This window comes from Tenacibaculum sp. IB213877, from assembly GCF_034043975.1.
Taxonomy (GTDB): domain Bacteria; phylum Bacteroidota; class Bacteroidia; order Flavobacteriales; family Flavobacteriaceae; genus Polaribacter.
In genome coordinates this window covers 50,680-72,455 of record NZ_JAXCHH010000009.1, presented here as the reverse complement: position 1 = coordinate 72,455, position 21,776 = coordinate 50,680, and the positions used below count along the sequence as shown (strand labels likewise).

Annotated in this window: 14 protein-coding genes; 13 read left to right on the top strand and 1 reads right to left on the bottom strand. The window is 30.8% G+C overall.

The features are described 5' to 3' along the window. The first annotated feature begins 78 nt into the window (after nt 1-78). From SLH33_RS10565 to SLH33_RS10540, 6 genes are all read left to right on the top strand, one after another. A complete protein-coding gene (locus SLH33_RS10565) occupies nt 79-684 on the top strand; it encodes a thymidine kinase (RefSeq protein WP_320419068.1) in 606 nt (201 codons plus the stop codon). Then, nucleotides 681-1,781, top strand: a complete 1,101-nt coding sequence (gene alr / locus SLH33_RS10560) for an alanine racemase (protein WP_320419067.1) — start codon at nt 681-683, stop codon at nt 1,779-1,781. Before SLH33_RS10565 ends, alr begins: the two co-directional genes overlap by 4 nt. Before the next feature lie 45 nt (nt 1,782-1,826). Beyond that, a complete protein-coding gene (mscL, locus tag SLH33_RS10555) occupies nt 1,827-2,228 on the top strand; it encodes a large-conductance mechanosensitive channel protein MscL (RefSeq protein WP_320419066.1) in 402 nt (133 codons plus the stop codon). A 111-nt stretch (nt 2,229-2,339) separates the two neighbouring features. Next, nucleotides 2,340-2,765 carry an OsmC family protein gene (locus SLH33_RS10550; protein ID WP_320419065.1) on the top strand — a complete coding sequence of 142 codons (426 nt, stop codon included), beginning with the start codon at nt 2,340-2,342 and terminating at the stop codon, nt 2,763-2,765. 14 nt (nt 2,766-2,779) lie between these two features. Then, a complete protein-coding gene (gene recJ, locus SLH33_RS10545; protein WP_320419064.1) occupies nt 2,780-4,465 on the top strand; it encodes a single-stranded-DNA-specific exonuclease RecJ in 1,686 nt (561 codons plus the stop codon). Nucleotides 4,466-4,518: 53 nt separating this feature from the next. After that, nucleotides 4,519-4,863: a hypothetical protein gene (locus SLH33_RS10540; RefSeq protein ID WP_320419063.1), complete on the top strand. Its 345-nt coding sequence runs from the start codon at nt 4,519-4,521 to the stop codon at nt 4,861-4,863. A 24-nt stretch (nt 4,864-4,887) separates the two neighbouring features. Here SLH33_RS10540 and SLH33_RS10535 read toward each other — a convergent pair whose 3' ends face one another. Continuing rightward, nucleotides 4,888-5,934, bottom strand: coding sequence for an endonuclease/exonuclease/phosphatase family protein (locus SLH33_RS10535; RefSeq protein ID WP_320419062.1), 1,047 nt, complete (start codon nt 5,932-5,934; stop codon nt 4,888-4,890). A 153-nt stretch (nt 5,935-6,087) separates the two neighbouring features. Here SLH33_RS10535 and SLH33_RS10530 point away from each other — a divergent pair, with 153 nt between their 5' ends. From SLH33_RS10530 to SLH33_RS10500, 7 genes are all read left to right on the top strand, one after another. Then, on the top strand, nt 6,088-8,832 hold the full coding sequence (locus SLH33_RS10530; protein ID WP_320419061.1) for a TonB-dependent receptor: 2,745 nt from the start codon (nt 6,088-6,090) through the stop codon (nt 8,830-8,832). Nucleotides 8,833-8,845: 13 nt separating this feature from the next. Then, on the top strand, nt 8,846-10,849 hold the full coding sequence (locus tag SLH33_RS10525; RefSeq protein WP_320419060.1) for a DUF5689 domain-containing protein: 2,004 nt from the start codon (nt 8,846-8,848) through the stop codon (nt 10,847-10,849). A gap of 86 nt (nt 10,850-10,935) precedes the next feature. Continuing rightward, nucleotides 10,936-11,823: a metallophosphoesterase family protein gene (locus SLH33_RS10520; RefSeq protein WP_320419059.1), complete on the top strand. Its 888-nt coding sequence runs from the start codon at nt 10,936-10,938 to the stop codon at nt 11,821-11,823. A 74-nt stretch (nt 11,824-11,897) separates the two neighbouring features. Beyond that, nucleotides 11,898-14,153, top strand: a complete 2,256-nt coding sequence (locus SLH33_RS10515) for an inorganic phosphate transporter (RefSeq protein ID WP_320419058.1) — start codon at nt 11,898-11,900, stop codon at nt 14,151-14,153. A gap of 93 nt (nt 14,154-14,246) precedes the next feature. Beyond that, the gene (locus SLH33_RS10510) at nt 14,247-15,800 is read left to right on the top strand and encodes a histidine kinase (protein ID WP_320419057.1); all 1,554 of its coding nucleotides are present in this window, start codon (nt 14,247-14,249) and stop codon (nt 15,798-15,800) included. Between the two features lie 121 nt (nt 15,801-15,921). Continuing rightward, nucleotides 15,922-18,471: a zinc-dependent metalloprotease gene (locus SLH33_RS10505; RefSeq protein ID WP_320419056.1), complete on the top strand. Its 2,550-nt coding sequence runs from the start codon at nt 15,922-15,924 to the stop codon at nt 18,469-18,471. An 11-nt stretch (nt 18,472-18,482) separates the two neighbouring features. Beyond that, nucleotides 18,483-21,770: a SusC/RagA family TonB-linked outer membrane protein gene (locus SLH33_RS10500; RefSeq protein ID WP_320419055.1), complete on the top strand. Its 3,288-nt coding sequence runs from the start codon at nt 18,483-18,485 to the stop codon at nt 21,768-21,770. Nucleotides 21,771-21,776 lie beyond the last annotated feature (6 nt).

Genomic DNA, 21,776 nt, shown 5'->3' with positions numbered 1-21,776 from the left:
ATGCTGTTAAATTTTAATAAATTTGCTCGTTGCCTTAAAGGCGCACAAAATTAATATTTCGAGCTTTAAAATTACAAAATGTTTCTTGAAAATACAGTAAATCATACAGAACAATTTGGGTGGATAGAGGTAATTTGTGGCTCAATGTTTTCCGGAAAAACTGAAGAGTTAATCAGGCGCTTAAAAAGAGCGCAGTTTGCCAAACAACGAGTTGAAATTTTTAAACCAGCAGTAGATACTCGTTATGATGATGAGGAAGTGGTATCGCACAACGATAGTCGTATTAGATCAACGCCAGTACCAGCATCTTCAAATATCAGGTTATTAGCTAATGATGTAGATGTAGTAGGTATTGACGAAGCACAGTTTTTTGATGATGAAATTGTAGCGGTTTGCAACGATTTGGCAAATAGGGGGATTCGTGTAATTGTTGCTGGGTTAGACATGGACTTTAAAGGAAAACCTTTTGGGCCAATGCCTGCACTTATGGCAACTGCCGAATATGTAACTAAAGTACATGCAGTTTGTACCAGAACCGGTAACTTAGCGCATTATAGTTTTAGAAAAGCACAAAGTGATGACCTAGTATTGTTAGGTGAAACTTTAGAATATGAACCGTTAAGTAGAGCGGCATACTATAAAGCTATGAGAGTGCAAGAAGCTCAAAATCAAGAAGAAGAATGAACAACCACGTAACTGTTTTAGAAATTGATGCAAATGCGGTTTTGCACAATTTGAACTATTTCAAACAAAAACTACAGCCAGAAACTAAAATTTTAGCGGTTGTTAAAGCCTTTGGTTATGGTAGTGACGGTGTAGAAATAGCAAAGATCATTCAAAATGAAGTAGCCTATTTTGCGGTTGCTTATACAGATGAAGGCGTTGCATTAAGAGAAGCCGGAATTAAAAACCCGATTTTAGTATTACATCCACAAAAACAAAATATTCCAACTATTGTTAGTTATCGATTAGAACCTAATTTATATAGTTTTAAAATATTTGAAGCATTTTTGGAGTATGCTGATAATGTACCCTTAATTAATTATCCCATCCATTTAAAATTTAATACCGGACTTAACCGACTTGGTTTTTGGCATACCGATGTGCCTAATATTTTATCAGAGTTAAAGAAGTCAAACAACGTTAAAGTTCAGTCTATTTTTTCACATTTAGCAGCTAGTGAAGATCTTAATGAGCAGGAGTTTACTGTTAACCAAATTAACAATTTTGCATACATTGTCAAACAAATGTATGAGCATTTAGGATATGAACCAATGATTCACATCTTAAATACATCCGGAGTTATCAATTACCCGAAAGCACAGTTTGATATGGTTAGAATTGGTATTGGTTTGTATGGTTTTGGTAATGATGATCAAGAAACAGCCCAATTGAAAAACACACACAATCTTAAATCAATCATATCTCAAATCCATTTAATACAGCCAGGAGAAACTGTTGGTTATAATAGAGCTTTTGTAGCTAGTAAACCTACAAAAACAGCTACTGTACCTATTGGGCATGCCGATGGTATTTCACGTAAATTAGGTAACAAAAATGGTTTTGTAATTATAAACAATCAGGCAGCGCCCATTATTGGGAATGTGTGTATGGATATGATTATGGTTGATGTAACAAATATCGATTGTAAAGAAGGTGATGAGGTAATTATTTTTAATCACCAACAACAAATTGAATACATTGCACATAAATGTGAAACAATACCATATGAAATCTTAACGGCTTTGTCTCAAAGAATAAAAAGATTTGTTAAATCTTAAAATTTTCTTAAATTTCCGCTCAATTAACTATTAAAAATTAATCATATGGGAATGCTAAAAGAGTTTAAAGACTTTGCAATGAAGGGTAACCTTGTAGACATTGCAGTAGGTTTTGTAATGGGAGCTGCTTTCAACAAAGTAGTATCTTCTTTTACAGGAGGAATTGTTTCTCCTTTAATCGGTTTATTATTTAATGCTGATTTTAAAGATTTGAAATATGTAATTAAAGAAGGGGTTGCAGATGCAGAAGGAAATGTTGCAGGGGAAGTTGCAGTATTGTATGGAGAGTTTATTACCAATGTAATTGATTTCTTAATTGTTGCTTTTGTAATGTTTATGATTGTAAAAGCAGTAAATTCAATGAAAAAACCAGCACCTCCAACACCTCCGGCGGGTCCAACTCAAGAAGAGTTATTAGCAGAAATTAGAGATTTATTAAAGAAATAATTCTTTTTAATACATAGAAAAAGGCTCGCATTGCGAGCCTTTTTTGTTTAGAATTCCTTTTAAATTTTTAATTTAAGTAAATTTGTATTTATACTTATAAATAATAAATAAATGGCGTCACATATAGTTACAACAGAATGGAAAAAGAATTTACTTTTTAAAAGTGATAATCCGAATGGACATACTATTTTAATGGATACTTCTCAAGAAATGAGAGGCAATGGTGCAGGTGCTTCACCCAAAGCATTAATGTTGTCATCTATAGCGGGTTGTTCAGGATTAGATATTATTATGATTTTAAATAAAATGAGGGTGCAACCAGATGATTTCCATATAAAAATTGAGGCAGAATTAACAGAAGAACATCCTAAAGTATATAAAAAAGTACATGTAGATTATCTTTTTTATGGAAATGATTTGGATGAAGAAAAAGTAAATAAAGCTGTTCGTTTATCAGTAGAAAAATATTGTGGTGTTATGGAAATGTTTCGTCAATTTTCAGAAGTAACTACACAGGTTCATATTCATAATAAATAAAAGGAAGAATATTAATGCGTTGGACCTTAAAGCCAGAACCTAAAAAAGAATTTGTAGACCAATTAGCTAAAGAACTTTTTATTGATGAAACATTAGCAAAAATTTTAGTTCAAAGAGGAATTACCACTTTTAAAGAAGCAAAAACATTTTTCAGACCTTCTTTAAATGATTTGCATGATCCGTATTTATTAAAGGATATGGATTTAGCAGTTGGTAGAATTGAAAAAGCTATTGAAAATGGTGAGAATATTCTAGTGTTTGGAGATTATGATGTTGATGGTACCACAGCTGTATCTTTGGTTTCTTCTTATTTAAAATCGTACTACCCAAATGTGGCTACCTACATTCCAGATAGGTATGAAGAAGGTTATGGCGTTTCTTTTCAGGGAATTGATTTTGCGCACGACAATGATTTCTCACTCATTATAGCGCTTGATTGTGGTATCAAAGCAATTGATAAGGTATCTTATGCAAAAGTAAAAGACATCGATTTTATTATTTGTGACCATCACAAACCCGGAGATGAATTACCAAATGCAATTGCAGTTTTAAATGCAAAAAGAATAGATTGTACCTATCCGTATGATGAATTATGTGGTTGCGGAGTTGGTTTTAAATTGATTCAAGCTTTGGCTTCCAAAAGAAATCAAACTATTGAAGATCTTATACCGTATTTAGATTTGGTAGCTACCGCCATTGCTGCGGATATTGTCCCTATCACAGGAGAAAATAGGATATTGGCTTATTTTGGACTGCAGGTAATTAATTCTCAATCAAGAAACGGGATTAAAGCATTAATTCATCAATTACAAAAAAAAGAATTAACCATTACCGATGTGGTTTTTATCATCGCTCCGCGGATTAATGCTGCAGGTAGAATGAAACATGGTAATTATGCGGTTGAATTATTAACAGAAATGGATTTCGACGCTGCTGTTGAAGTGGCATCATCCATAGAAAAGTTCAATTCAGATAGAAAAGAACTCGATCAGCAGATTACAAAATCAGCGTTATATCAAATAGAAGATAATAATGAAACGGATACTTTTACCACAGTTGTTTTTAATGAAGATTGGCATAAAGGAGTGATTGGTATTGTGGCTTCTCGATTAACGGAAACCTATTATCGCCCAACTATTGTATTTACCAAAAGTGGTGATAAATTAGCAGCATCTGCACGTTCAGTAAAAGGTTTTGATGTATACAATGCTATTGAGCAGTGTTCTGAGTTTATTGAACAATTTGGTGGACATAAATATGCAGCAGGATTAACTATTTTACCAGAAAATTACGAGAATTTTAAGTTTAAGTTTGAAGAAGTGGTTAAAACTACGATTGATAAGGAATTATTAACTCCTGAAATTACTATTGATGCTGAACTTGAACTAGCAGATATAACTCCAAAATTCTTTCGTATTATTCAGCAAATGGCTCCGTTTGGTCCATTAAATATGAAGCCGGTTTTTAAAACAAGTTCCGTACGAGATAATGGTTGCGGAAAGAAAGTTGGAGCAGATGAAAGTCATTTAAAACTGAATGTATTCCACGGTTCTCCTGATTTAGTTTTTGGAGCTATTGGATTTGGTTTAGGTTCTAAGTTTGAAACTACTCAAAATGAATTTGATGTTGTGTATACTCTAGATGAAAATGTATGGAATGGAAAAACATCTATTCAGTTAGTGTTAAAAGATTTGAAATAATTATTTAGATTTATTCTAAATAATTATATTTGTTTTCATAAAGTAATTACGTTATGGAAAACATCTTAAAAATTTACGATAACAAAATTGGAATTTCTTTTCAGTGGAAGCATATACAAACTCACCTTACACAAATTATTTTTAGAGATACAGGTTTTCATTTGTCTATAGATGAAATTGAAATTTTTATTGATAAAATTTCTGATGCAAAACAACAAAAAAACTGTATCACATGTGAAGCAGGAGATTACTGTAAGTCTATTTTATTACAAACACCGTCAAATAGAGTAAGTATGGCAGTTTCTATGGTAGAGTTGGGGCAGATAGAAGATTTGCTCAAAGGAACATTGTTTCAACTTCGATTAAATAATTATTTAACAGAAATATGTAAAAACTAAAAGGCTCGCATTTGCGAGCCTTTGTTATTTTTTTTCTTTTATTAAATATAAATATACAGGGTAATGATCACTGTAACCTCCAGTATACTTGCCGTAAGAAAAACTTCTAAAAGGATATCCTTTATAACGTCCGGTTTTTTGAGTTAAAAAACGCTTGTTAAAAATTCCTGACTTAAACATTTTATAACTTGAGTAGTCTTTTTCTCCTTCTTTATTTAATAATGGAGATGTGAACATAATCTGGTCAAATAGATTGATATTATCTCTATAACCTAAAGTGTTAAAACCTTTTTTAAACATTTCTTCGTAAGGGTTGTAAATATCTCCTTCAGCAACATCTTCCTTATCTGCTTTAGTTTTTAAAACGTTTTTAAAACTAGAATTAATAGGATCATCATTAAAATCACCCATAATAATGATTTTGGCATTTTCATCAGTTTCTCTAATTTTTTCCATTATTTGAGTCACCTTATAAGCAGCTTTCTCTCGTAAAGGTCTACTTTTTGCTTCACCACCTCGTCTCGAAGGCCAGTGATTTACGATTATATGTACCAATTCATCATCTAAATAACCAGTTACCCATAAAATGTCTCTGGTGTGTACTTTAAAATTTTCATCATAAATATTTGGATCAAAATTTTCATAATGAATAGGTTTAAAATATCTGGTTTGGTATAGTAAAGCAACATCAATTCCACGTTTGTCTGGAGAATCAAAATGAATGATTCCGTAGCGTTTCTTTTTTAAGTTTTCAGAGTTGACCAAATCTTGTAAAACGGCTTCATTCTCAATTTCAGCAACTCCTAAAATAGCTGGACTCGTACGTGCTTTCTCAGCACCCAATTGAAGAATAACACTACCTAATTTATCTATCTTATCCCAATAAACTTTTGATTTGTTTTCTTTTAGCTCCATCATAGGGCTGAATTCATCATCTTTAGTAACATCATTTATAGTATCAAATAAGTTTTCAAGATTATAGAAAGCAACAGTTCTAATATTATACTGTTTTTGAGAATATCCTATATAAATATTTAGTAAAGCAATTACAATTAAAAGTAATTTTTTCATTTTTTGTTTATTTAGTTCGCAAAAGTAAAACAAATTTTGAGCCATTTTTTAATAAATTGTAAACTTACTTACTTGTTGAGTAAATTTTTTGGAAAAAAATGTAAATTTGACAGCATTTTAAATAATGAAAAACGTTAAAAACAAATTACTTTTATGAAACAAATTATCTTAACAATGTTTGTAAGTGTTTTTTTAACCATAGGGTTAAATGCACAAAACGTTGTAAAAGGTGTTGTTAAAGACAGCAGCACTGAGGATTTATTGCAAGGTGTTTCAGTAAGTGTAGAGGGGACAAATATTAGTAGTGTAACTACTGCTGATGGAGTTTTTGTTTTACAAAACTTACCTGAAGGGAGGCAAATTGTAGTAATTAAAAAAGAAGGTTTTGAAATACAGAATTATCCAGTTAATATGTCGGGTAATGAAGTGGATTTAGGAACCATTTTTATGTATGAAGAAGAATTTTCTGAAATACAGGATTTAAGTACTATCACCATTACAGATGATGAACTAAGTGGAGACACCAGTGCAGCAGACAACATTTCTGGATTATTACAAGCTTCTAGAGGAACTTTTTTAAGAACAGCAGCTTTTGAATGGAGTCAATCATTTTTTAGAGTTAGAGGTTTAGATTCTGAAAACGGGAAGGTGTTAATTAATGGTGTTGAGATGAATAAGTTGTATAATGGTCGCCCGCAGTGGAGTAATTGGGGAGGTTTAAATGATGTATTAAGAAACCAAGAGTTTTCCAATGGCTTAACACCGTCTAACTTTACCTTTGGAGGTGTTTTGGGTTCAACAAATATTACAACTAGAGCTTCTGAATATAGCCAAGGAGGTAGAGTTTCATATGCATCTTCTAATAGAAGTTATACACATAGAATCATGGCTAGTTATTCCTCTGGACTTATGCAAGATGGATGGGCGTTTACTGTAGCAGGTAGCAGAAGAGCAGGTAATGAAGGTTATGTTGATGGAACATTTTATGATGCAAACTCTATCTTTTTATCCTTAGAGAAAAAGATAAACGATAGTCATAGCATCAATTTTACTTCAATTTATGCGCAGAATAAAAGAGGAAAATCTTCATCAAATACAGAGGAAGTATTTGATTTAAAAGATAGAAGATACAATTCATATTGGGGCTATCAATCAGGTAAAATGCGAAACTCACGCATTAAACGGGTAGAAGAACCAATTTTAATGTTAAATCATTATTGGAATATTGATGATGATACAAAATTAACTACAAGTGTAGCGTATCAGTTTGGTGAAATAGGAAATAGTCGTTTAGATTATAATGGAGCTAATAATCCAGATCCAACCTATTACAGAAATTTACCAAGCTGGTTTTTGTCAGACCCTAATGGACCTGATTATACGAATGCCTATAAAGCATTGACAAATTTTCAAGAAAATGGACAAATAAATTGGGATGATTTAATTATTGGAAACGAAGGATCTCCAGAGAATGCCAGAGTAATTTTATATGAAGATAGAAATGATGATAAACAATTAACTATAAATTCCATCTTATCTTCAGAATTGACCCAAAATATAACATTAAATGCAAGTGTAGAATATAGAAAACTAAAGTCTGAAAACTTTGCAACACCTATTGATATGTTAGGTGCTACAGGTTATTTAGATGTTAATACATTTGGAGATACATTTGAACAGCAACAAAATAACCTGTTAACTCCTAATAGAACAGTTAGAGTTGGAGATAAGTTTAAATATAATTATATTTTTAATTCAGAAATTTATGGAGGCTTTGCACAGTTACAGTTTAAATATAATAAAATAGATTTTTATCTAGCGGGTCAAGCAAACCAAACCAGCCATCAAAGAGAAGGATTGTTTCAAAACGGATATGACCCCGCAAATTCTTTAGGAAAATCAGAAAAGTTGAATTTTTTTAATTTTGGAGCTAAAGGAGGTTTAACATATAAATTTTCTGGACGACATTTATTAGATTTTAACGCAGGTTATATCACAAAAGCTCCTTCTTTAAGAAATTCTTTTGCCAATTCTAGAATTAAAAACTTAACGGTTAAGGATGTTGCTAATTTAAATAGTGAAAAAATACTATCAGGAGACCTTAGTTATATATTTAGAAGTCCAATAGTTACCTCTAAAATAACAGGTTATTATACAGATGTTAAAGATGCTACTGAAATTTCATTTTTCTTTGCTGAAGGAATAAGTGGTAGTAGCTCTTATTTTATCCAAGAAATTTTAACAGGAATTGATAAAAGACATTTTGGAGTTGAGATAGGTGTCGAAGCAAAAGTAACACCAACATTAACACTTAAAGGAGCTGCAAATATAGGTCAGTATACTTATAGCAATAATCCAAATGTAACCCTTAGAGCCGATAATCCAGAATTTGAATTTGAAAGTACAACCTCATTTTTGAAAGATTATCATGTAGCATCGGGTCCTCAAAAAGCTTATTCTTTAGGGTTTGATTATAGAGACCCTGATTATTGGTGGTTTGGAGCTACAGTAAATTATTTAGATGACTCTTATGTAGACATATCACCTCTAAAAAGATCTTCAAACTTTTTAGCTGATGTAGATGGACAACCTTTTGCAGATTACGATCCAGTACTAGCAAGACAATTACTACAGCAAGAGCAATTTGATGATTACTTTATAGTAAATGCTGTTGGAGGTAAATCTTGGAAAGTAGGAGATAATAAATATATTGGACTATTTGCAAGTATAAACAATATTCTTAATCAAGAATATAAAACGGGAGGATATGAACAAGGAAGAACAGCAAATTATATTGAACTCCGTGACGATAACGCAAATGAAAAACCAGCTTTTGGTAATAGGTACTGGTACGGTAGAGGAACCACCTATTTTATTAATTTAAACTACAGATTCTAAAACTCTTAATAAAATGAAAAATAGTAACTTATATAAATTATTTGCAATTCTGTTTATTGCAATATCTGCATCATGTGTAGATAATAATGATTTTGACCTGCCAACAACAGGAGCAGATAAAGAATATACTAATCTTATGTCTTTAAGTGATATTGTTAGTATATATAATAGTAATTATGGAGGAAGTGTATTAAATTTTGAACAATACATAGCAGATAATAATTTAGAAGATATCAATACTTATGGTTATGTAGTGTCTGATGACAGAGAAGGAAATTTCTTTAAAACCTTAATCATTCAAGATAAACCAGAAAACCCAACAGTGGGTGTAGAAATTAGAGTAGATGCTACCAACTTAAGCGCAATTTATAATGTAGGAAGAAAAGTATATATAAAACTAAACGGTTTAGCTTTTAGTAAATATTTTACCAGTTACCAAATAGGAGTTAGTAATGGATATAGTGTTGACAGAATAGATGAATTAGAATATAGAAACTATATTGACCGTTCCTCTGAGTTGAGTAATATAGTGCCCACTAATTTAACTATTGGTGAGTTAACAGAAAACCATATTAATACACTTATAAAAATTGACGATTTACAATCTCAAACACAAGGGTTACAATATGCATATCCAGAGCAAGATAATTATATAACCAGAACATTTACATCTTGTGGTACTTTTGAGAAGATTGATATTTCAACAAGTAAATATGTTAATTTCAAAGAACATTATATTCCTAATTTTAAAGGAAGTATTACTGCTGTTTTAGATGAGTATAGTGGAAATTATCAACTAGTTCTTAGAGATACTGATGATGTTGATTTTACACAAGAATATGGATGTAATAACAATTTATCTGATGCTTCAGTAGCAGATATTAAAGCACTATATACAGGAGCAGAAACTACTATTACAGAAAATTCTAAAATTAAAGTTGTTGTAACTTCAGATTTATCACAAGGAAATACCTCAGACAGAAATGCTTTTGTTCAAGATGCAACAGCAGGTTTAGCATTAAGATTTAGTGATTCTTATAACTTAAATTTGGGAGATGAAATTGAAATAGCTGTAGGAGGATTAAGATTAAGTGAATACAGAGGTTTATTACAATTAAACTTATCAACTTCAGACATAATTGCTACTACAACAGGTACGTTACCAGCACCAGAAGTAATTACTATAGATCAAGCAATGACTGGAGATTATCAAGGAAAATTAGTGCAAATAGAAGGAGTTCAATTTAAAGATATTACTAAAACATATTCTGGTAATAATGAATTAACTTCTGATTGTACTAATTCATTAGTAGTATTTGTAAACAGTAATGCGGTATTTGCAGGTGAGCAAGTTAATGACAAAAAAGGAACGATCACTGGTGTGATGAGTAATTTTGACACTCCCCAATTATATATTAGAAATACAACAGATGTGAATTTTACAGAAGATTATGATTGTGATTCTACCGGAGGAGGAACCACTACAAATGCTATTTTCTTTTCAGAATTAGCTGATCCAAATAATAATGATGCTGCAAGGTTTATAGAAATATACAATGCAGGTACAGAAAATATTGATTTAACAGGATGGGTTATAAAAAGATATACAAATGGTAACCCAGAATCCACTTCATCAATAGATTTGACAGGTAGTACAATTAATGCAGGTCAAGCATTTGTAATAGCAGCACAAGCAACAGCTTTTGAAACAGCTTTTGGGTTTGCTCCTGATTTAGCTGCAGATACAGGAGGGCCAGCAGATTCAAATGGTGATGATAATTTAGAGTTAGTGAGTCCTGATGGCACTGTAGTAGATGTTTTTGGTGTTCCTGGTGAAGATGGATCTAACACAAATCATGAATTTGAAGATGGTAGAGCCAATCGAAAAGCTTCAGTAACTCAAGGAAATGCAACATACACATTTGAAGAATGGGATGTTTGGAATGATACGGGTGATGCAGGAACTACGAATGAACCTCAAGACGCTCCAGGAACGTTCACTCCTAAAGTGAGATAATCCTTCTTTATAATAAAACAACCTAACCCAAGTTTTAAAACTTGGGTTTTTTTATGCATCTTTATCTCGCTAAAACAAGTAACTAAATGTCTGCTGAAAGTAGAATAAACAGAGCTTTTAAAAAAGCTAAAAAACTACCGTTAAATACCAACTCTAAGTATATCATATTTTCTGACTGCCATAGAGGAGATAACAGTTTTGCTGATGATTTTGCCCGTAATAGATATATATATCAGTATGCACTATCACAGTATTTTTCAAAAGACTATACCTATATAGAATTAGGAGATGGTGATGAGCTTTGGGAAAATTCCTTCGATAAAATTTTTCAAGCAAATAAAGACGTGTATCTCCTGTTAAAAAAATTTCATGATAAAAACCGGTTACATTTTGTTTGGGGAAATCATGATATGGACTATAAAAAGCAAAAAAATGTAAAGAAAAACTTACATTATTATTATGATTCAGCAGAAGGAACATTAAAAGAACTACTTGTAAACGCATCTTTTTCAGAAGCGATCAAATTAGAAATAGATAATGGTAAATGTATGTTTTTACTGCATGGACATCAAGCAGATTGGTTTAATTATTCATTCTGGAAGCTAAGTCGATTTTTAGTTAAGATTTTATGGCGTCCATTGCAAACCATAGGAATTGATGATCCTACAAGTCCCGCTAAAAATTTTAGGGAGCTAATTCGTGTAGAAAGACATATAGAACGATGGATTCGAAAAAACAATAATCAGGTATTGGTTACAGGGCACACACACCGCCCAAGATTTCCTCAGCCCAATGAATTACCCTATTTTAATGATGGAAGTTGTGTGCATCCGCGTTGTATTACAGGTTTAGAAATTGAAAACGGACAAATAACTCTTATTAAATGGCATTTAATTACTACAGATGATGGTGTTATGCAAGTAAAAAGAACAGTGTTAGAAGGACCAAGAAACGTAACAGACTATACGGGTTAATAGGTATTTGATAACATTAAATTAACATTGCCAATCGTAATGGTTCATAAATTTGTCGAGTTTAAATTTATAGCATGGGAGATCCATATATTTTAATGCTAGTTGCCTTAGCTGCTTTAGCAATTTTAGATTTAGTAGTTGGGGTAAGCAATGATGCAGTTAATTTTTTAAATTCTGCTATTGGTTCAAAGGCAATTCCTATTAAAACAATTATGATAATTGCTAGTGTAGGAGTATTTTTTGGGGCAATTACTTCCAGTGGAATGATGGAAGTTGCACGTAAAGGAATTTTTAATCCAAATATGTTCATGTTCGATGAAATCATGTACATATTCATGGCAGTAATGGTTACTGATATTTTACTGTTAGATGTTTTTAATAGTCTTGGAATGCCTACATCAACCACGGTATCTATTGTGTTTGAATTGTTAGGAGCTGCAGTAGCTATTGCATTAATAAAAATTTCTGGCAGTGACCACTCAGTATCAGAAATATGGAGTTATATTAATTATGAAACGGCAACTAAAATTATTTTAGGTATTATACTGTCGGTAGTAGTCGCTTTTACAGTAGGTGCTATTGTACAGTATTTTTCAAGATTAATATATTCATTTGATTTTGAAAAAAGACCTATATATATCAATGCGCTTTTTGGTGGTTTTGCAATTACAGCAATAACTTATTTTATCATTATTAAAGGATTGAAAGGAACCCCTTTTTATGATAGCATTTCTGGAGTCATTGAAGGAAATACTATTTCAATTATTTTAGGAAGTTTTGTGTTTTTTTCAGCAGTTTCCTATGCATTAATCAAGTTTTTTAAAATCAACATATTGGTGGCTATTATAGCTGTAGGAACGTTTTCTTTAGCAATGGCTTTTTCAGGTAATGATTTAGTAAACTTTATTGGAGTGCCTATTGCAGCATTAAATTCGTATGATGCATGGCAATTATCAGGCTTAGAGGCTAATGAGTTTTCAATGGGAGTATTAGCTAAAAAAGTACCGTCAAATACATTACTTTTATTACTTGCAGGATTAATAATGGTAATTACCTTATGGACCTCTAAAAAAGCACGGGCAGTTATTGATACTGGTATTAATTTATCAAGACAAGGAGATGGGCAAGAAAAATTTCAACCTAATAACTTATCTAGAATTGTAGTTAGAGCAGCAATGTTTGCTAACCAGGGTTTTAACTTTTTAATTCCCCAAAAAACACAAGAGTTTGTTAACTCTAAATTTGAAAAACCTATAATTAAATTACCGAAAGATAAAACGTATGAATTACCAGCGTTTGATTTGGTAAGAGCATCTGTAAATTTAATTATGGCAAGTGTTTTAATATCAATTGCTACTTCAATGAAACTACCATTATCTACTACTTATGTAACATTTATGGTAGCTATGGGTACTTCATTGGCAGATAGAGCATGGGGGCGTGAAAGTGCTGTGTATAGAGTTGCAGGAGTATTTAATGTAATAGGAGGCTGGTTTTTAACAGCAATTATAGCATTTACAGCAGCGGGTATTGTAGCATATTTTATTAGTTGGCATATAGCTATGGTTCCTGTTTTATTAATGGTTGTAATAGGTATGTTAATTAGGTCTTCATTACAATATACGCAAAAAGCAAAAGAGGAAAAGAAACAAGTTTTTGCAGAAAGAGCTGAACTAATTTCAATAAGCGGTGTTATTGATGAAAGCTCAAGTCATATTGCAGAAGTTGCTCATCGAGTTAATAAATTATATTCAAATGTAGTAAATGACTTAGCAAATCATGATCTAAATAAATTAAGAAAAACGGATAAACATGTTACAAAGCTTAATGATGAAATAGATAATTTAAAAGATGGAGTTTTTTATTTCATTAAGTCTTTAGATGATTCTTCTGTTCAAGCAAGTAGGTTCTATATTTTAATTTTAGGTTATTTACAAGATGTAGCACAATCAATTAGTTATATTTCAAGAGCTACATATAAACATGTTAATAACAATCATAAAAACCTAAAAAAAGGACAGTTAAAAGATTTAAAAGAAATTGATAATGAAATATCTAAGCTTTTAAAAGATATTACAGTTGCTTTTGAAAATCAATCTTTTGATGATTTATCCGGAATTTTAGCAGAAAAAAGAGAATTGTTAAAAAGTGTTTCTAAATCTATTGAAAGACAAGTAGAAAGAATTCGTTCTGATGAAACAAGTCCTAAAAATACAACGCTGTACTTTAGTATATTGTTAGAAACTCAAGATCTGGTTTCAGCATTAATTAGCTTGCTAGAAACGTATGAAGAGTTTCATATAAGCACAAAAGTTATAGAAGTAGTTTAATAAAAAAAACTTTTTTAAAAAAAATCTCGAGCTTTTGCTTGGGATTTTTTAGTTATTTGCACTCTTAATTATATCAGCTAAAAGAGATAAAATTTGTTTCAAAAAAAATATAGCTTAATAGTTTTTATAGCCATTCTAATTACTATAGGAGCAACTTATACAATAAATAAGTTAATTTCAGAAAAAGCTACTATAGTAAGCCAAAGCATAGCGCAAAGAAGTTTTTATAAAAAATACAATAACATACAGCATCAATTTAAGCTTTTAGAAAAACCTTTTTATGAAGTTAAAAATATTGTTTCTAAGCAAACTAGTTTAGAACAAATAACTCAAAAGCTAAAAACCTTAAGAGAAATACATCAGCTAAACAATAGTACGGTTAATAGTTGGTTTGGTATTGTTAAAAGTAATGATATAAAAGTTTTTGAAGGTAAAGGGTTATTTAATAATGACTCTACTTTAAAAAAAGAAATATTATTAAAGCAACATACTTTATCAGAACAAACATTTTATAATAAAATATATAAAAGAGCTAATCATAGCTTGGTGTGGAGAAACATGATGTTTTTTAACACAGCACACGGAACAGTTTTTTACGGCTATGATTTAGATTTATTAAAAGTTCAAAAAGAATTTAGAAATATAGATGTATATGCTGTAAGCTATGCATATGTATTTAATAAAGAAGGTTTGTGTTTAGTGCATCCAGATACTAGTTATGTTGGTAAAAACGTTTTTAAAGCTACACCATTAACGCCAAAAGACACAATAAATATTCAAAACAAATATAATGAACGTATAATAACCTCTGAATACTTAGAATTGGATGTTATAAATTATACGAAACCACTAGTTTTATTTAATGATGATTTTTATGTATCTATTAATTTTTTAAAAAGTATTTATGAAGAAGATGTAAATAAAATAAAAAAATACAGCTCATTAATTTACATAACTTTCACCATTTTGCTACTTTTTGTGTTTTATTATTTTGCTTTAACTGTTTATTCTCAATTTAATGAAAAGGTACTTTTAGAAAAAGATAAAGCAAATTTAATTTTAGAAAAAGAAGTTTATCAAAAAGAAAGCGCATTATTACAGTTACAACAATTAAAAAATCAAATCAATCCTCATTTCTTATTTAATAGTTTAAACTCTTTATATACTTTAATAGGAGAAGATGAATCTCTTTCTAAAACCTTTGTAATTAAACTATCTAAATTATATAGGTATCTTATTAATAGTCCTAAAGATAATATTGTAGAAATAAAAACAGAACTTGAATTTATAAAAGAATATTTATTTCTACAAAAAATTAGATTTAACACTAGTATTCAATGGGAAATACAAATGTTAAAGAAAAACTATAAAAAAGATAAGATTCCATATTTGTCCTTACAAACACTAGTAGAAAATGCTATTAAACACAATATTACATCTAAAGAATCTCCTCTTTTAATTACTATTACAGTAATGGAAGAAAAAGTAATAGTTAAAAATAATTATCAATTAAAAAAAACAGCACCCAAAGGAAATAAATTTGGATTAAGATATTTACAAGATATTTATAAGTTTTATAAAAACTCAAATTTTAAGCACTATGTAGAAGAGGGTTTTTTTTATTGCGAATTACCTTTTTTAAATTAAGAGATAATGTAATAATAAGTAAAAAACTCACTTACTCCATTTTTTTTACCACTCACTCCTTTTCTTTTTTTTAAAAAAGGAATATCTCTCACTTTTACTTTTTTAAATAAAGAGTTATCTAATGTTTATAACATTTTCACCACGTTTACTAATATTAACAATTGTATATTTGTTCTCTTCTGCATTTCTTTTTTCACAAGAAATAAAAAAGAAAGACACCTCAAAAGTTGCGCTCAAAAAATATGAAGATTTAATAGAGAAAGCAACCTTAAAAAAAGGAATGTTCAATATCATTAAGCTTAAGAATGATTATTATTTTGAAATTCCAGACTCACTATTTAATAGAGAGTTTTTAATTGTAAACAAAATATCTAAAGTTCCATTACCGTTAAACGAGGCAGGTTTAAATAAAGGGATGGTGTTTGATAATAAGGTTATTACCTTTCAAAAAGATACCCTGTTAAACAAAGTGTGGGTACGAACATCTAACCCAATGGTAACCTCACCTAAAAATGATGCCATTACTCAATCAGTACAAAATAATTTTTCTTCCTCTATCATTGAGGCATTCACAATTGTTTCGGTAAACAAAAAAGCATCTTCTATAGTAGTGGGTGTTAATAAAGTTTTTGATGGAGAAAAAAAGAGTTTTAATAATGTATTTAATGATACAGGTTTAGGCGGATCAGCTGAAACAAACCTATCATATATTGAAATGATAAAAACATTCCCCAAAAATGTTTTAGTTAGATCCGCTCTTTCAACCTCTGTAACAGAGGGGGCAGCTTCTGTGCCAATAACTATAGAAACAACCTGTAATATAGTGTTACTTTCTAAAACTCCAATGCAACCAAGATTTTCAGATAACCATATTGGTTATTTTTCAAAAAAGCGTTGGTTTTTTAATGATAAACAACACGCAATGAAAGAAAAGAACCTTATTACTAGATGGCGTTTAGAACCCAGAAAAGAGGATATTGATCGTTATTTAAAAGGACAATTGGTAGAGCCTAAAAAACCTATAACTTTTTATATTGATCCATCTACCCCAAAAAAATGGAGAGATTATATAAAAAAAGGAGTGGTAGATTGGCAAAAAACTTTTGAAAGGGCAGGGTTTAAAAACGCAATTATAGCAAAAGATCCAGCTGATAATGATGTTGATTTTGATATAGATGATGTTAGATATTCAGTAATAACTTATGCCGCTTCACCACGAGCAAACGCTATGGGGCCTTCTGTAGTTGATCCAAGAAGTGGAGAAATTTTAGAATCTGATATAATATGGTGGCATAATTTAATGACATCTTTACACAGTTGGATGAGAATTCAAACAGGTCCTATAGATACAAAAGCCAGAAAAAATGTTTTTGAAGATGAACATATGGGAGAAGCAATACGATTTGTGTCATCGCATGAAGTAGGACATACCTTAGGGCTTAAACATAATATGGGAGCTTCTTTTGCTTATAAAGTAGATTCTTTACGTTCAAAAACATTTACAAAAAATCATGGAACGGCTCCTTCTATAATGGATTATGCTAGGTATAATTATGTGGCACAACCAGAAGATAGTGTAACAACAATTACACCAAAAATAGGAGTTTATGATACATATGCTATTGAATGGGGGTATAGATGGTTTGCTAACAATCATATAGAAGAAACATACCTTAAAAACCTTATAAAAAAACATTCAAATGACCCAGAATACTTTTATGGAGAACAGCAATCTCATAAAAATATTATAGATCCACGCTCACAAACAGAAGATATAGGAGACGATGCTGTATTAGCAAGTGAATACGGAATAAAAAACCTAAAAACAGTTGTTAGTAACTTAATTAATTGGACTTATGAAGAGGGGGAAGATTATTATACTACCGGAAGGTTGTACATGGGGGTTATAGGGCAATGGAGTTTATATAATAACCATGTGCTTAATAATGTTGGCGGTGTTTATTTAAATAATACAGTACATGGTGATAATAAAAAATCATATAAGTGGGTGCCTTACAAAAAACAAAAAGAAGCTGTAAATTATCTTAATAAACATGTTTTTACTATACCTCATTGGTTGTTTTTAAACAATACTATTAATTACACCTACCCGCTTAAGAAAACGCCATTAGGGCCATATGAGTATAGTCCTTATACACTAGCAAGAGAAATGCAATACAGTGTTTTTTATAACCTGTTTAAAGATGAAAGACTACTAAGGTTAATAGAATCAGAGTTAGATCAAGAAAAAAACTTAAAAACATTTACAGCTAAAGAGTTGTTAGAGAGTGTTAGAAACCATGTGTTTAAAAACACAAAAAATAACAAGTCTCTAACTCTTCTTGAAAGAATGACACAAAAAAATTATGTAGATGTGCTAGCGGTTGATCTAGATAAGCTTTCTAAAAAAAATAATAAAAAGGCAGTTCATGTTTCTGAATCATTGCAGTTACCTATAATGTGTAACTATACTTCAGCTAAAAAAATGGTTGAAGCAAGAAATATTAACTACACACTGTTAAAAAGAGTTTCAGAAGTAGGTTCTTTAAAAAGAGGAGAACTAAATAAAATCTTAAAATTATTAAGAAAAAAAAGAAATAAAGGTAATGATGATACAAAAATGCATTATCTCGATTTAATTGAAAGAATTACAAATATTATAAATCCCTAAATTTTAATTTTATGAAAAAAACACTAGTCATGTTTTTACTATTTTGTCCCTTGCTTCTTTTTGCGCAAGAAAAGATAATACAAGGTACAGTAGTTGATGAGTATGAAATGCCTATTATGGAGGCTACAGTAATGGTAAAAAACTCAATGAGAGGAGTTTCTACAGATGAAGATGGCCATTTTGAAATTAAAGCAAAACCAAATGATGTTCTTGTTTTCTTGTTTATAGGTTTTAAAAGAAAAGAAATTCTTGTAGGAGATCAAAGCACAATTAAAGTTCTTTTAGAAGAAGAAATAGACCTGTTAAATGAAGTAGTTGTAACTGGTTACCAAGAAATAGAAGAACGTAAATTAACTTCTGCGGTTAGTAAGGTTAAATTAGAAGATGTAAATCAAATAGGTGTTTCTAGTGTAGATATATTATTGCAAGGGCAAGCACCAGGGGTAGTGGTAGCTCAACAAACAGGGTCTCCAGGAACTATCTCTAGAATAAGAATTAGAGGAACGGCTTCTTTATCAGGACCTCAAGATCCACTTTGGGTAGTAGATGGATTGCCTCTAGAGGGTAATGATGTGCCAGATTTTACAGATAAAGACAACATAGACCAATTAAAAAACTATAGTATAGCTGGTATTAACCCTGATGATGTAGAAGATATTACCATTTTAAGAGACGCTGCTGCTACTGCAATATATGGGGCAAGAGCCTCTAACGGTGTTATTGTTGTAACTACAAAAAAAGGGAAAAAAGGACAAATGAGAGTTAATTTCTCAGCAAATACATTTTATAGTATGCGTCCTGCTTTTAGCAAACTTAATTTAATGTCAGGTGCAGAGAAGGTTGATTTTGAATTAGGCTTAGCACAACGTACAGATCTTGATTTTAGATCAAATCAAGGTGCAATTATGAGAATTTTAAATGATAGTGGTGAGCTAGGTGTTTTTAGATCAGGAGGTTTTTCAGCGTTAAGTAATGGCACGCAATCTGCAATCAATAACTTAAAAGCTACACAAACCAATTGGGGTAATTTATTATATCAAGCAGCGGTTAACTCACAATATAGTTTGAGTGTTTCAGGAGGCGGTGAGTTTTCAGACTATTACTTTTCTTTAGGTCTTTATGATGAAGAAGGTACTACAATTGGTACAGGTTTTAAACGCTATAATGTTACACTTAAAAACAATTATCAACTATCAGATAAAATTGATTTAGGAGTTACTTTACTTGGGTCACATTCAAAAAAAGATTCTTATATAACAGGTACAGATGCATTTACAAATCCATCCAATTATTCAAGAAATGCAAATCCATATTTATCGCCATTTAATGAAGATGGTACATATCAGTATGATCAAGACATCAACGGATTTGAAGGAAGATATGTTCCTTTTAACTTTTTAGAAGAAAGAGAAAATACATCCTATGATTTAAAAAATAATGCACTAAAAGCTATAGTGGATGCTTCTTACAAATTTACAGACGATTTAAAGTTGTCTACTCAATTAGGTTTGCAATTAGATAAAAATAGTACAGAAAAGTATGCAGGTACTAATAGCTATTTTACAAGAAAAGTAAGAGAAAGAAGTCGTAGATATGATTCTTCAATAGGAGATTATTATTACTTCTTACCAGAAGGAGGAATTATTCAAAACATTGAAGATTCTTTTTTTCAGTACAATTGGAAATCTCTTTTAGAGTATAGTACAACAATAGCAAACCAACATGAAATTGAAGCAATGATTGGTTCGGAGCTTAGAAAAACATATGGAAAAACTGTTGTTACACAAGGTTTTGGATACAACCCAAAAACATTAACAACAACACCAATTATTTTTCCGAATGAAGATACCGCAAATGAAGCTAACTATAAAACGTACCAAAGAGGAACCACAGAAAATGCTTACACTTCTTTTTATGCAACAGGGTCTTATACTTATGATAGAAGATATACTGTGTTTGGTAGTGTTCGTTATGATGGGTCTAACTTGTTTGGTGTTGATCCTAAGTATAAATATCTTCCTTTATGGTCAGCATCAGCTGCTTGGAGAGTGTCTGAAGAGAATTTTCTTAAAAACAACACTACTCTTTCTAATTTAAGATTAAGAGCATCATACGGTCTTCAAGGAAATATTGATAGAAATACATCTCCTTTTGTTGTTGGAGCGTATGGGCAAGCTTCTTTGTTACCAAACACAAATGAAGACGCAATTACAGTTACTTCTCCTCCAAACGGTAAATTACGATGGGAGAAAACAGAAAATTATAACTTAGGAGCAGATATAGGGTTGTTTAATAATAGAATTAATCTAGGACTAGATTTCTATACAAGAAAAAGCTCTGATCTAATAGGTTTAAAATCTATTGCATTAGAAAATGGATTTGAATTTACAAACCTAAACTGGGCACAAGTATCAAATAAAGGTTTTGAAATTTCTTTCTCAACTAAAAATATTGTAACAGAAGATTTTAAGTGGACTACTAATTTTAACATTGCACATAACAAAAGTAATGTTGACAAAATTAAAATTAGAGAGAATAGTTTTTTCCCGTCTAGAGAAGGGTTGCCAGTAAATGCAGTTTTTGCATTAAAAACAGCAGGATTAGATGAAGACGGCTATCCTATGTTTTGGAAGGGGGATGAAAAAGTATCTGCAGTTGAGTTTTTTGATTTGTATGATCCATGGGCAGACTTTTTCCCAGGATATTTATCTCAATCTAACTTAAGTACTGAAGATTTTAGAAATTTATTTACTTATGTAGGAGATAGAGACCCTAAATATAGTGGAGGTATAATAAATACTATAAAATACAAAAACTTTGATTTGAGTGCGTCTGTAAGCTTTAATTTACAACAAACAGTAACTGAAAATTTACCATATAACCCAACTCAGGTTGATAGAGGGCAAAATTATACAAGAGATATTTTAAACGCATGGTCACCAACCAATACAGGGTCTAATTTACCTGCTATTGTAGGAGAAACTTCGGGTACAGGAGATTCTTGGATGGCTTATAAATGGTTTTCTGGAGGTAACCCAATTAATACAATGGCTTATTTAGATACTTATGTTAAAAAAATAAGTTATGCCAGAGTTTCTAGTATTCGATTAGGGTATAGTTTACCTAATTCAGTTACATCTAAATTAAATATACAAAAGTTTAGATTTAATTTAGAAGGACGAAACTTATTTGTAATAGGTTCTGATTATTCAGGTTATTTTGATCCTGAAACCTACGGAAATATTTATGCGCAACCTATTCCAAGATCTATTGCATTAGGAGTTAATGTATCATTTTAAAATAAT